The organism is Pyrobaculum neutrophilum V24Sta (assembly GCF_000019805.1).
GTDB classification, from domain to species: domain Archaea; phylum Thermoproteota; class Thermoprotei; order Thermoproteales; family Thermoproteaceae; genus Pyrobaculum; species Pyrobaculum neutrophilum.
In genome coordinates, this window is record NC_010525.1 from 1,519,232 (window position 1) to 1,531,600 (window position 12,369).

Annotated in this window: 12 protein-coding genes; 4 read left to right on the forward strand and 8 right to left on the reverse strand. The window is 61.0% G+C overall.

Translation table 11 applies throughout. From position 1 onward, the window contains the following. The first annotated feature begins 11 nt into the window (after window positions 1-11). On the forward strand, window positions 12-1,274 hold the full coding sequence (locus TNEU_RS08730) for a Pre-mRNA processing ribonucleoprotein (RefSeq protein WP_012351063.1): 1,263 nt from the start codon (window positions 12-14) through the stop codon (window positions 1,272-1,274). A 37-nt stretch (window positions 1,275-1,311) separates the two neighbouring features. Continuing rightward, a complete protein-coding gene (locus TNEU_RS08735) occupies window positions 1,312-2,019 on the forward strand; it encodes a fibrillarin-like rRNA/tRNA 2'-O-methyltransferase (protein ID WP_012351064.1) in 708 nt (235 codons plus the stop codon). Here the strand turns inward: TNEU_RS08735 and TNEU_RS08740 are convergent. The 3 genes from TNEU_RS08740 to TNEU_RS08750 form a co-directional block, all read right to left on the reverse strand. Beyond that, the gene (locus tag TNEU_RS08740; protein ID WP_012351065.1) at window positions 2,006-3,055 is read right to left on the reverse strand and encodes an FAD-dependent oxidoreductase; all 1,050 of its coding nucleotides are present in this window, start codon (window positions 3,053-3,055) and stop codon (window positions 2,006-2,008) included. The genes TNEU_RS08735 and TNEU_RS08740 overlap by 14 nt on opposite strands. Before the next feature lie 108 nt (window positions 3,056-3,163). Further along, a complete protein-coding gene (gene cmk / locus TNEU_RS08745; protein WP_012351066.1) occupies window positions 3,164-3,718 on the reverse strand; it encodes a (d)CMP kinase in 555 nt (184 codons plus the stop codon). 3 nt (window positions 3,719-3,721) lie between these two features. Further along, the gene (locus TNEU_RS08750; protein WP_012351067.1) at window positions 3,722-3,976 is read right to left on the reverse strand and encodes a 50S ribosomal protein L34e; all 255 of its coding nucleotides are present in this window, start codon (window positions 3,974-3,976) and stop codon (window positions 3,722-3,724) included. A gap of 77 nt (window positions 3,977-4,053) precedes the next feature. On the opposite strand from TNEU_RS08750, the gene tuf reads away from it, so the two are divergent. Continuing rightward, a complete protein-coding gene (gene tuf / locus TNEU_RS08755; protein WP_012351068.1) occupies window positions 4,054-5,388 on the forward strand; it encodes a translation elongation factor EF-1 subunit alpha in 1,335 nt (444 codons plus the stop codon). A gap of 48 nt (window positions 5,389-5,436) precedes the next feature. On the opposite strand, the gene TNEU_RS08760 is transcribed toward tuf, so the two are convergent. Genes TNEU_RS08760 through TNEU_RS08775 form a run of 4 tightly spaced genes read right to left on the reverse strand, consistent with a single transcriptional unit; the run spans window position 5,437 to window position 10,084 of the window. Continuing rightward, window positions 5,437-7,011, reverse strand: a complete 1,575-nt coding sequence (locus TNEU_RS08760) for a helicase HerA domain-containing protein (protein ID WP_012351069.1) — start codon at window positions 7,009-7,011, stop codon at window positions 5,437-5,439. Window positions 7,012-7,050: 39 nt separating this feature from the next. Beyond that, window positions 7,051-7,356, reverse strand: a complete 306-nt coding sequence (locus TNEU_RS08765) for a hypothetical protein (protein WP_012351070.1) — start codon at window positions 7,354-7,356, stop codon at window positions 7,051-7,053. A 15-nt stretch (window positions 7,357-7,371) separates the two neighbouring features. Further along, window positions 7,372-8,283, reverse strand: coding sequence for a diphthamide synthesis protein (locus TNEU_RS08770; protein WP_012351071.1), 912 nt, complete (start codon window positions 8,281-8,283; stop codon window positions 7,372-7,374). Continuing rightward, window positions 8,270-10,084 carry a DNA topoisomerase gene (locus TNEU_RS08775; protein WP_012351072.1) on the reverse strand — a complete coding sequence of 605 codons (1,815 nt, stop codon included), beginning with the start codon at window positions 10,082-10,084 and terminating at the stop codon, window positions 8,270-8,272. Before TNEU_RS08775 ends, TNEU_RS08770 begins: the two co-directional genes overlap by 14 nt. A 71-nt stretch (window positions 10,085-10,155) precedes the next feature. On the opposite strand from TNEU_RS08775, the gene TNEU_RS08780 reads away from it, so the two are divergent. Beyond that, window positions 10,156-10,617 (forward strand): hypothetical protein, encoded by a 462-nt coding sequence (locus TNEU_RS08780; protein ID WP_012351073.1) that lies wholly within the window; start codon window positions 10,156-10,158, stop codon window positions 10,615-10,617. A 1-nt stretch (window position 10,618) separates the two neighbouring features. Here TNEU_RS08780 and TNEU_RS08785 read toward each other — a convergent pair whose 3' ends face one another. Beyond that, window positions 10,619-12,343: an ATP-dependent DNA helicase gene (locus TNEU_RS08785; RefSeq protein ID WP_012351074.1), complete on the reverse strand. Its 1,725-nt coding sequence runs from the start codon at window positions 12,341-12,343 to the stop codon at window positions 10,619-10,621. Between the last annotated feature and the right edge of the window lie 26 nt (window positions 12,344-12,369).

Here is a 12,369-nt window from a genome sequence, read left to right on the forward strand (position 1 = left end):
CTAAAGGGCCAATGGCGAAAGTTTACATAGCTACGGACGTGCTGGGGTTTTTCGCCGTGGACGAGGGGGGGAACCTGGTGGATAAAGAGCTGTACGAGAGGAGGCCTGAGGCCATCGCCGCCAGGTTGCTGGAGCTTGAGAAGTCCAACTACGTCCCTGAGCTTGTCTCTCTGGTGGAGAGGCTGAGGGACAGGGGGGCCAAGGTGGTGGTGGAGGACCCGGAGCTGGCGAGGAAGCTGGTCTCGGCCGTAAAGGGGGCTGAGATCGTTGCCGAGAGCCCGTCGCCCGTCCTCGTGGCGTTTAGGCAGAACTTCCCAAGGTATCTGCAGGCCGTTGGGCTGAGCTGGGAGGACTACCGCTCCTTCCTGTTTGAGGTAAGCGATTTAGTGACTAGGCTGAAGCTGAGGCAGGCGGTGGAGAAGAGGGATCTCTTCATAGCGCAGGCCATAAGCACGCTCGACGACGTCGACAAGATCTTGAACTTAATCGCCTCTAGGATTAGGGAGTGGTACGGTCTCCACTTCCCCGAGCTGGAGGAGCTGGTTAGAGACAACAGGGAGTACGTGAAGATAGTCTACCACATCGGCCACAGATCCGGCATCACGGAGGAGAGCTTGAGGAAGATCGCGGCCGAGATGCCGGAGGAGAGGGTGAAGAGGATCGTTGAGTCGGCTAGGAAGAGCATAGGCGCGGAGATGTCCGAGTGGGACCTGGCGCAGCTCAAGTCCTACGCGGAGGCCTACCTGAAGCTCGACGCGTATAGGGAGAGCCTCGCCAACTACATCGACGAGGCTATGAAGGAGGTGGCGCCCAACATAAGGGAGCTTGTGGGGCCGTTGCTGGGGGCTAGGTTGATCAAGCTGGCCGGCGGGCTCACGAGGATGGCGTTCCTCCCGGCGTCTACGATACAGGTCCTCGGGGCTGAGAAAGCACTCTTTAGGGCTCTGCGCACGGGGGGCAAGCCGCCTAAACACGGCGTGATATTCCAGTACCCGGAGATCTTCAGATCGCCTAGGTGGCAGAGGGGCAAGATCGCGAGGGCGCTCGCCGCCAAGCTGGCAATTGCGGCAAAGGCAGACGCCTTCACGGGCAACTTCATAGCGCCGCGGCTGAAGGAGGAGCTAATGAAGAGGATCCAGGAGATAAAAACGCTCTATGCCAAGCCTCCCCCCAAGGCTCCGCAGCAGCAGCCCTCCGCCAAGACGCCCCCGCCGCCTCCTCCGCCTAGGAGGGGAGGAGAGAGGAGGCCGCCTCCGCGGAGGGGCCGCCGTTGAGGCGATAAGTATATAAATCGCGGCGAGGGGGAGCACTATGTCTATAGAGGTGGTCGAGGTGAGACCTCACGAGCGCCACTTCGGCGTCTACGCCCTCAAGTTCGAGGACGGCTCGGAACGCCTGGCGACTAGGAACCTCACGCCTGGGAAGAGGGTGTACGGGGAGAGGTTGGTCAAGTGGGGCGGGGCGGAGTACAGGGAGTGGAACCCCTACAGGTCGAAGCTGGCGGCGGCTATAGCGAACGGGATAAAGTTCGTCCCCATCCAGGAGGGCACTCATATTCTGTACCTAGGCGCGGCCTCCGGCACGACCCCCAGCCACATGAGCGATATCGTGGGGGAGAGGGGCTTGATATATTCGGTGGAGTTCTCGCCGCGTGTGTTCAGGGAGTTCATGGAGAAGCTTGTGGACCAGGGGAGGAGGAACGTGGTGCCGATACTGGGAGACGCGAGGTTTCCCTACCAGTACGCCCACTACGTAAAAGGCGTTGACGTGGCGTATATCGACGTGGCGCAGCCCGCCCAAGCCAAGATACTGGCCGACAACGCCGACTACTTCCTAAAGCCCGGCGGCTACGTTATGCTTGTGATCAAGGCCATGAGCATCGACGTGACGGCGCCGGCGACGGAGACCTTTAAACAGGAGATAAATACGCTCAAGGAGAGGGGCTTCGAGATCCTCGAAACCGTCCACCTGGAGCCCTACGACACCGCCCACGCGATGGTCGTCGCTAGGAAGAGGTGAGAAACTCGTGGATGTGTTGAGCGGCTTTCATACCTGAGCTCAGCGCTTTGCCTATCAGCGAGGGGCCGATCACCACGTCCCCAGCCGCGAAGACCCCCCGCTTCGTCGTCTGCATCTTCTCGTCCACCTTTATCGTGCCGTCTGGGTTCAGCTCGATCCCTAGGCACCTCCCCGGCGGCGTCGGCGCCTCGCCTACCGCCACAAGCGCCGTGTCGAACTCCTCCTCGAACTCGCTGCCGGGCACCGGCTCGGGCCTCGGCCTACCCGTCTTATCCGGCGGCCCAAGCCTCATCTTGACGAACCTGGCCCTCTCCAGCCTCCTCTCGCCTAGGAAGGCCACCGGGGTTAGGAGCTCCCTGAACTCCACTCCCCGGGCCAACAGCTCCTTCTCTATGGTGGATCTGCCGGCGGGCGCCTCGTTGATCGTCCGTCTGTAGGCCACGACGACCTTCTCAGCCCCCTGTAGCTTCGCCTCAATTGCCGCGTCTACTGCCACAAGCCCCCCGCCCACTACCAGAACCCTCCTCCCAGTTGGGTAGACCTCCTCCCTGGGGAGGTACCCGAGCTGGTTCGCATAGATTCTGAAGAGGTAGTCCAGGGCTTTGTAGACGCCTTCTAGGTCCTCACCGGGTATGCCCATTTCTCTGCTCCGCCACGTCCCCGTGGTGATCAACACGGCGTCGTATTTCTCGACGAGGTCCTCAAGCCTTACGAACTGTTTCACGAGGCGGAGGGCCTCGTGGTCGTGCGGCTTCTCGCCGCAGTATACGAAGGTGGACGTGTAGAAGACGGCGCCTGCCTCCGCCAGCTCTTTGACCCCCTCCCTCACCCCCTCCCTGGGGACCCGGAAGGAGGGTATCCCGAAGATGAGGAGGCCGCCGGGCTCCGGCAACGCGTCGTAGATGTGCACCTCGTGTCCATTGCAGAGGAGCACCCCAGCCGCCCCGAGGCCGGCTGGGCCTGCCCCAACAACGGCGACCTTCTTCCCCGTAGGCGGCTTTTTCGTGTTGGGCCTACACCTCAGGAGGAACTTCATATGGGCGAGAACGCACTGGTTTTTATGGATGGTACGGCTCTAGGCTAATTGTATATCTCGTAGCGGGTTCAATACAACTGTATCGTTATAATTACGCGAGGCGCGCGTTTAGCAGATCTTCTTCGAGTACTTGATTTCAAGCGTCGTGCATATGTAGTCTAGGCTTATCCTCACTGCGTCGTTGATAGATAGGTAGGAGGTGTCTAGGACGAGGTCGAAAATTGTGAGGTTGTGGATGTCGATGCCGTAGAGAGATAGGTACCTCTTCCTGTTTAGCTCCTCCCTCTCCCTCACCTCTCTAAGGGCTTCCTCGAAGCTCTTCTTGTCGCGTATGGAGACCCTTTTGGCTCTAACCTCGCTAGAGGCCTTGAGGTATATACAGACGTCTGCGTAGGGCCGGGCCACCCAGGCGGCTAGGTGGCCCTCCACCACCACGTCTCCTGCCTTCGCCTTTTCGGCGGTTAGCGCGTCGATCATTTTGTCGATTTCCGGGTTTGTCTCCGCGTATCTGTGGAACTCCACCAAGTCCATCCCCATCTTCGCCGCAAGCTCCCTGAAGATGGTCCCGGAGGACACCAGCGGTACCTTTAAAACCCTGGCGACCTCCCGCGCTATGGTGGTTTTGCCGCTGCCCGGCTGTCCAGATACCGCTACTACAACCACGGCTTATTTCCTCACGGCCAGGCGGATAGCCCTGGCCAACGCCTTGTGTGAAAAAACGCCGCCGTACGGCCTAGTCGGCGCTCTGTTGGAAACGCCAAATCTGTAGATCTTCTTGTTCATGCCCCCGATGGCGAGGCCTGTGATGGGGCAACGCGGCGCGCCCTTTGCCCTCTTCTCGTAGTGTACCGCTGTCCTTCCGCCGGGGGTCCTCACCTTTATTCTCCTGACGCTTCTAGATCGATAGGCTGGACGGGGCATGGGCGGATTTTTACACGGGTTTTAAAACTTTAGAACCGCTAATCGAAAAATTTATAAGGACGGGCATAAAGCCGCCTATGCCGTCCATAGTACTGCCACCAAAACCAACTGCTCTACAAAAGCCACACTTGAACCTGGCTGTGGTGGGGCACGTCGACAACGGCAAGTCGACGTTGGTGGGCCGTCTGCTGTATGAGACGGGGTACGTCGACGAGAAGGCGTTTAAGGAGATCGAGGAGATGGCGAAGAAGATGGGCAAGGAGGACTTCGCCTTCGCCTGGATACTTGACAGGTTCAAGGAGGAGAGGGAGCGCGGCGTCACCATCGAGGCCACCCACGTGGGCTTCGAGACGGGGAAGCTCTTCATCACGATCATCGATCTGCCCGGCCACAGAGACTTCGTGAAAAACATGATAGTGGGCGCGAGCCAGGCCGACGCCGCGTTGTTTGTGATATCTGCTCGCCCCGGCGAGTTCGAGACCGCGATAGGGCCCCAGGGCCAGGGCAGGGAGCACCTCTTCCTCATAAGGACGCTCGGCATACAGCAGCTGGTAGTCGCCGTGAACAAGATGGACGCCGTGAACTACGACCAGAAGAGGTACGAGCAGGTGAAGGCGGAGGTGTCTAAGCTCCTGAAGCTCCTCGGCTACGACCCGTCCAAGATCCAGTTCGTCCCGGTAAGCGCAATCAAGGGCGACAACATCAAGGCCAAGTCCTCCAACACGCCGTGGTACAACGGGCCAGCCCTCCTAGAGGTGTTGGACACGTTCCAGCCGCCTCCGAGGCCGACGGACAAGCCGCTTAGGATGCCCATACAGGACGTCTTCACGATCACCGGCGCCGGCACGGTGGTGGTGGGCAGGGTGGAGACCGGCGTGTTGAAGGTAGGCGACAGAGTGGTGGTGGTGCCGCCCGCCAAGGTGGGCGACGTGAGATCTATCGAGACCCACCACATGAAGCTGGAGCAGGCGCAGCCCGGCGACAACGTCGGCGTAAACGTTAGAGGCATCGGCAAGGAGGACGTGAAGCGTGGAGATGTGTTGGGGAAGGTGGACAACGTGCCGACGGTGGCCGAGGAGATCGTGGCTCGTATAGTAATCCTCTGGCACCCCACCGCCATAGGGCCGGGCTACGCGCCAGTCATGCACATACACACGGCCACGGTGCCTGTCCAGATCACAGAGCTGATCTCGAAGCTCGACCCGCGTACCGGCCAGGCGGTTGAGCAGAAGCCGCAGTTTATAAAGCAGGGCGACGTGGCGCTGGTGAAGATAAAGCCTCTTAAGCCGGTGGTCGCCGAGAAGTTCAGCGACTTCCCGCCGCTCGGCCGCTTCGCCCTCCGCGACATGGGCAGAACCATCGCCGCTGGCCAGATAATCGAGGTCAAGCCGGCCCAGGTGCAGATCAAGTAAACGCTCGTTTTCCCCCGTCACGGCGATCGCTCCCGTCTCGTATTTTCCTCAGATACGGCTCTCCCTCCTTAGTTTTGGCGTCGCGCCTCCGTGGTGTGTCCACCTCTCCCCCACCGTGACCAACAGGGGGGCTGGCACGGACACCCCAGTCACCACCGCCTCCGCCTCGTCTAGCGTTCGCAGGGGCCTTGGGTCTTCCAGGTGTTCTGCGACGGAGGCTACGTACTTTAGGTCGTGTGGGTTTATCATCCTCTTGAATATCTGCGTCATGGCCTGCGACGCCACGTCTTGGTCGAGCTTGGAGGGCCTTTGGGTGATTAGGCAGAGCCCAAGCCCGAACTTCCTGCCCTCTCTGGCGATCTTTGCAACGTAGCTCTTGCTCACGGCCGCGGCCGCCGGGGCGAAGTTGTGGGCCTCCTCTATCACTATGAAGGTCGTTAGGTTCTTCCTCTGCACCGCCACTCTGTACATCTGGTCGAGTAGGGCCGCCAGGAATATCTGCTGGTCGAGGCTGTCTAGCCCGGATACGTCGAAGACGTGTATGGCGGGGGTCGTGAGGTAGGAGTGGGGGTCGAGGAGCTTTATGGGCTCCCCCTGGTAGGTTTCGCCGTATCTGGTTATGAAGATCGGGCTTGTGTATAGGAGCGTCCTGAGCCTCCCCTCTAGCCCCCGGAGGGCCATGTCGCCGGCGTAGCCCGGCGGCGCCGCGTGTCTACCGCCCTCCACGACCTCCTTTATCAGCTCCTCAACTGTGGTCAACGGTTGCCTCTCGCCGTAGCTGGTGGCGGCTTGCCAGCCCTCCTCCAGTATCCTCCGCTGGGCGTCTGTGAGGCCGTATAGGCTGTCCAGTATTTTTTCAAGTGTGCGGAGGGGGAGGGTCCTCGGGTTTACGCCGACTCTGGTGTAGCTCCTGGGCCTTCCAAACCTCCTTCTGAAGGCCTCGTCTATAGGCGTGGTGTCCACCTTGCCGACTACATAGATCTTGACCTTCTCCGCGACGGCCTTCCCCTCCTCGGAGGCGGGCTGAGACATGGCTGAGTACTCGCCGTGGGGGTCGACCACGACTATGGGTATGTCCAAGGCGCTGATTCTCTCTATTATGACCCCCGCCAGCCAGCTTTTGCCCGCCCCAGTGCTGGCGAGTATGGCGCAGTGGTGGGTCACAAGCCTCTCCGCGTCTACCCAGGCCGGGATGTCGGTCCCCTTTATCCTGCCTATGGTGACGTAGGTGCCCTCGTCAGGCGGGGCAAAAAACTCCTCAAGCTCCCTCTTGGAGGTTCGGTACACGAAAGCCAGCGGTTTGACGGGCTTCTGTGGCCGCACGATCCGGCGGCCCTCCCTTGCCCCCAGAACCGCGGCCTTGGCCTCCGTGTAGTACAAGGCCTCTTCTATGCCCAACACCTCCTTCACCTCCTCCACCGCCTCGGCGTCGTCGAATTGTGAGATGAGGCGCGGCTCGGCGGCGGCGTTTCTGTACCTCAGCGCGACGACACGCGAGATGACGCGCCTCCCGTCGATCTCCACAGCTACGAAGGAGCCGACGTCTAGCTCCACTCCTCGGAACGTCTTAAATATGTAGTGGTATATAGAGGGGGATCTCACCACGACGCCTATCTTCTCCACTCTAAATGCCGACGCCGCCGTTTTTAAGACCGGCCGCCACTATCCAGCCAGCTTCTTGACCACTTCGGCCAGCTGGTTGGGCTCCACCACGTATACGTGGCCTCTGCCGTCGACGATCTCGGCCCTGTCTTCGAAGATGTATACCGTATACAGCGGGGGGTCCACCGAGGTGAAGTGCTCCACGGGGAAGGCCCTCCTCACCACGCCCTGCCTATCTATGTATACTTTTACATAGTGGCTCTCGTGTTGGACTAACACCTCGTGGAGTCCGCCCACCGGCTCCTTGTCTATCCTCAGCTCTATCTTGACCTCTCTCCCGCATATTGGACATCTAAACGTAGCCACGTGGTAATCTGGGGGTTAAATTAATCTTATGGCGGTTCTCGGGTCCAGCCTGCCCTCTATGAACTCGTGGAAGTTCAACACGGGGGTTCTTATCCTGTCGAGGTCGTCTATCCCTATGCGGGGACACGCCGTGTTTACGACGAGGTCGAACTGGAGGTCGTCTATGTACTCGGGGGCGGCCTCGTCGAGTAGAACCACGGTGAGGCCGCGTCGGGCGAGCGCCTCGGCTTTTTCGTCCTGCCGCTGGCCCGGCTTCGTGGTGAGCAAAACCGCGATGCGCCGTGGGGCGGCCACGTGGGCGCGCGCCTTGAGCTTCATAACTCTGGCGAAGTCCTGCTCGACGTTTCTCACCTCGCCCCGGAAGGGGTCCACCTGGTACACCTCGGCCTCGGGGTAGAAGAACTTGAGCGTCAGCGGGTAGAACAGGCCTGTGGCTACCACGTACGCCGGCCCCTCCGGCGGCTCCCCCACCCAGCAGCCCGTGATGGGCTCCCTCGCCGTGGGGATGCCGCTCTCCCGCCGGATGGCCTCGGCTATTTTCCTGTAGGGTAGTGGGAAGTAGAGCTTCCCCGCTCCTTCGATCTTGGGGAGGCGGGGCGGCGGCTTGTAGTATACGGGGATGAAGTATATCTGGACGTTCCCCGTCTTAAGCCTGTAGAGGTCCTGCTCTATCTTCTCCAGGTCGCCTCCGAGGTTCCTCTGGAGGAGGTGGGCCACGTTGGGGGGCACGCCGTGGCCTAGGTGGAATATCCGCCTGTAGCGGGGGTCCGTTCTGACGTCGCAGGACCCCCAGACGGGCCGGCCTGACGCGGTTGCGCCGGTTTTCTCCGCTATCTCCAACGCCAACCACTTGAAGCCGGGGGGCGCCTCGATGAGGGTGTCCGGCCCCGCCTCCCATGCGAGGGGGTGTACCTCAACCGCCTCCACTGCCGTCCTCCGACATGGATTTTAAAGCCGTTTCGAGGGTCGTCTTGAGGTCCTGCCTGCGCTCCTTCAGCGCTTTGTAGTACCTCTCGAACTCGTCCTTTATCTCCTGGATTAGTCTCGTTGGCGCCGCCGCCCCCCTTACGACGTCTTGGAGAGCCTTCTCCATCTTGGCGCGGACTGTCGGCTCTATGAGCTCTGGGGCGTACTGAAACAGCGCCGTGGCCAAGGCCTCGCCGAGCTTAGTGGGGATGCACTTGCCCCTCTGGAGGCGCATGTAGCCCCTCTTCACGTTGGTATGTATGTGGTCCTGCATGGTGGCGTCGGTCCCAATTCCGTACTTTTTCATAAGGGCGAGTAGCTCGGACTCGGACATCTGAGGCGGCGGCTCGGTCTCGCGCTCGACGACCTCCACGCGGATGGCTTTGGCGGCTTCGCCGGCCTCCACCCTCGGCAGGGGCTTATCCCTCTGCCGCTCCCAGGGGTATATCCTCCAGTAGCCCTCCTCAATCGTCCTCTGGCCCTCCGCCTCAAGCTCAACACCTCCGAAGGTCGCCACGATCCTCTGCTTTTCTACGAGAGCTGGCGGGCTGAGGGTCGCGAGGAAGTGCCTAACGACTAGGTCGTATATGGCCCACGCCTGTCTGCCAAGCTTGCCGAAGACCTTGTAGATCTCGCCCTGGGTCGCGCCCCTGGTGGGGTATATCGGGGGGTGGGCTCCGTCGTCTGAGTCGCCTCTGGTGGGTTTGAAGCCCCTTTTTAGCAACTCCTCGGCATAGGGGCCGTGTTCCCCGCCCGCCAGCTCCTTTAAAACCTCCCGAAGGTCCAGCGTGGAGGGGTATATGGTGGTCTCCGTACGCGGGTAGGAGATGTAGCCGGCGCGGTATAGCTCCTCGGCGGTGTCTAGGGCCTTTTTCGAGCTTATGCCGAGCCACCTGCTGGCTCTGCGCTCCAGCTCAACTGTCTCCAGCGGCTCGGGGGGCTGTACGGCGTGCTGTCTATAGACGGCGGTTTTCACCACGCCTCTTTTGACGGAGGCGGCGGCTGTCTCGGCCTCCCTCCTCGTCTTAAACCTCTCGGTTGACGCCATCTCGACGGCGTGACCCCCTATCTCCACCAGCGCCTTTATGACGTAGTACTTCTCGGGTTTGAAGTTCCTGCGCTGTAGCTCCCTCGTGACCACGATGCCGAGGACCGGCGTTTGACAGGGGCCGTAGCTGAGGAACCTCCCCCTCTCAAGCGAGTTTCTGACGGTGAGGGTGAGGAACCTGGTGAAGACGGCGCCCAGCGTTAGGTCTATCTGCATCCTCGTGAACACCTTCTCCACCTGTCTCAGGTCCAGCTTCGTGGGCTTCTGGAAGGCCGACCTCACATCTCTATACGTGACCGCGTTGAAGCGCACTCTGTAGATCTCCGCCCTCCTATTGACGAGTTTTACGACGAGGGCTGCCTCGTACGCGATGGCCTCCCCCTCCACGTCGGCGTCGAGGGCGAGGTACACCCGCTCCGCCTTCTTCGCCAGCGACCTCAGGGCTTTTACGTAGTTGGCGGTCTCGGGGCGGAAGACGAGGACTGGGGTGGCTCTAAACAGCTCCTCGGGCGGGATCCACGTCCACACGTTCTCCCTGGCGGTGAAGTCGTAGTCCATGATGTGGCCGCTTAGGCCGAGCGCCGCGGCTTCTCTGCCGAGGTAGGTGAAGGAATAGAACGGCACGCCGTAAAGCCTCCCTGACTTGTAGGACCCCCCCAGGTATCTGGCTATGGCCTGGGCGACGGATCTCTTCTCTGCTACGATTAGGTCCACATGTTTTGGCGGTTCGGCCGTATATAAGCAGTTGCAAGAAACCTTTATATAGCGGGGAGTGGGGTTGGGCGATGGCCGTAGACGACAAAGAACAGGACAAGCCGCTGAGGAGGCCGCCTCCGCCGCGCCAGCCGCCGGTGCAGCCTATTCCGCCTCAGCCCCCGCCTCCGCCGCCGCAGTATCAGCAGCCTATCCCCCCGCCTCCTCCTCCGCCCGGCGCGTATCCCATCCCGCCGCCTACCGTGAGAACTCAGAGGACGGCCCCTCCGCCGCCACCGCCCCAGCCCTCGCAGCCGGCTTCTCAGCCTGAGACCGTTGCTAGGAGGGGGGTCAAGGCGGAGAAGACGCAGCCGTTGCCTCTCGTGGGCATCATCATCGCGGTTGTCGCAGCGCTTATGGGCGTGATAACCACGGTGTTCTCGGTCTTCAACGAGGCGCTTAGCATCCCCCTCCTGGCGGCGGCGGTGGCCGGCACCAACATAGCCATGATCATAATAGCCATGGCGATATGGAGGCTCTTGGGCAGGAAGTAGGCTAGCCGCCCCCTAGAAAGCGCTCCACCTCGCCGAGGACTTCCTCGACGCTGTTTACCACAAGGGAGCCCTGCAACACATCTGCGAGGGCGCCCCAGAGCTCCGGCTCTGCATACCTCCTATCTAGGAATATCAACACCCCCCGGTCTTTTGGGCTTCTGAATAGCCTGCCCATGGCTTGCCTTACGGCCACCACCGCCTGGTATAGATAGACGGCGCCCCACGCCTTTTCTCCCAGCCTAGGCTTCAGCATTTCCACCCGCCTCTCTAGATACGGCGTTGGCTCGGGATAGGGGACCCCCACCACGACGACCGTAGATAGGAGGTTTCGGCCGTCTCTTACGTACTCCACGCCTTCTGTGTATCTCCCCCTTGCCACAGCCCCGATGAAGAACTTGTCGGGTAGGTCTCCCAAGCCCGCCTCGCCCCCCTCGTACCAGTGGGGTATCGATATGCGTAGGTACTTCTTCACCCCCTTCAGCACCTCGTAGGAGGGGAAAACCGCCAACACGCCGCCCGGCGATATGTTGATGGCGTGTGCAAGCCTCCGCGCGATCTCCACATACATCTCCTCGCCACGCTCGCCGTATCTCGTCGTAACGCCTATATCCACCACCGCGAGGTAGTTCTGCCGCGGGATGTACTCCCCAAAGGGGATGTCGACGTAGCGGTATTTGGCCTCCCCAAGAGCCTCCGCGAAGAGCTCCACTGGGAGCGTCCCGCTTAGGTAGACAACGCTTTTTACGCCCCTCAGAGCGTTTTTCACCAACGTAGCCGGATCCAGCGGTTGCAGGACCAGCCTCCTGCCCCCCTCGCCGTCTTTCACCTCCCCGAAGTATCTAACGCCGCTCCTAAGCGCCTCCCTCAGCTCCTTCAGCAGGAGGAGGGGGGTGTAGGGGTTGAGCCTCCTCTCGGCCTTCCTCCTCGATATTTCCAAGATAGCGGCGTCTAGCTCGAGATCTCCCACCAAGCCGAGGACGTCGCCGACTTCGATGACGCCGGACGTCCTCCTGATGAAGGTCAAAACGCCATATATCTTGGCGGCCTCCTCCAGAAAGCCGAACTTCTTGGCCTCTCTGTAGGCGGCTCTCACCTCAGACTCCGGGATCTCGACTGCGTGTAGATGCGCCACCGCCTCAAACAGGGAGTGGGCCTCGTCGACTATGACGGCTTTGTTCCACAGGGCGGGGCGCTCCCGCCCAAATACGTAGTAGTACGTCGATATGACCAAGCTGGCGCGCGCAAGCCTCTCTTTAGCGTATTCATACGGGCAACTCCCAGCTGCGCAGAGGAATCTGACGTAGGCGTCCACGCTCTTGAGGGGGGTCTCCACGTCGCGTGGGGGGTAGTAGGCGCATCTCCCGGAGCTCCTCAGGAGGTTGCACTCGGCGAGGAACTCCAGGTAGCTCAGTCTCCTGAGCTGGGGGTAGCAACACATGTCTTGTCTGCTCTTGATGACTGCATAGTCTACGCCGAAGCCCCGCTGTATTATCCTCGACAGCTCTCTCACCGGCGGCTCGAGCTCGGACCGGGTCCTCACGACGTAGTGGACGGCGCCGCCGCCCTCGGCTATGTACTTCACGGCGGCGCTTAAGACGGCCGCGGTTTTGCCGAGGCCGGTGGGGGCGTTGATCAGCAGTACCCCCCCAGCGGTAAGCGTTTCGTAAACCCTCTCGAAGATCTCCCGTTGCCGTGGTCTAAACTCGCCGTAGGGAAAGGGCTCCACACTTTAAAACCAGCCGCAACATCAAT

What these genes read in the sequence shown, in the direction of transcription:
- TNEU_RS08730 (WP_012351063.1), top strand. Translation starts at nt 12, where the DNA reads ATGGCGAAAGTTTACATAGCTACGGACGTGCTGGGGTTTTTCGCCGTG.
- TNEU_RS08735 (WP_012351064.1), top strand. Translation starts at nt 1,312, where the DNA reads ATGTCTATAGAGGTGGTCGAGGTGAGACCTCACGAGCGCCACTTCGGC.
- TNEU_RS08740 (WP_012351065.1), bottom strand. Translation starts at nt 3,055, where the DNA reads ATGAAGTTCCTCCTGAGGTGTAGGCCCAACACGAAAAAGCCGCCTACG.
- TNEU_RS08750 (WP_012351067.1), bottom strand. Translation starts at nt 3,976, where the DNA reads ATGCCCCGTCCAGCCTATCGATCTAGAAGCGTCAGGAGAATAAAGGTG.
- tuf (WP_012351068.1), top strand. Translation starts at nt 4,054, where the DNA reads ATGCCGTCCATAGTACTGCCACCAAAACCAACTGCTCTACAAAAGCCA.
- TNEU_RS08780 (WP_012351073.1), top strand. Translation starts at nt 10,156, where the DNA reads ATGGCCGTAGACGACAAAGAACAGGACAAGCCGCTGAGGAGGCCGCCT.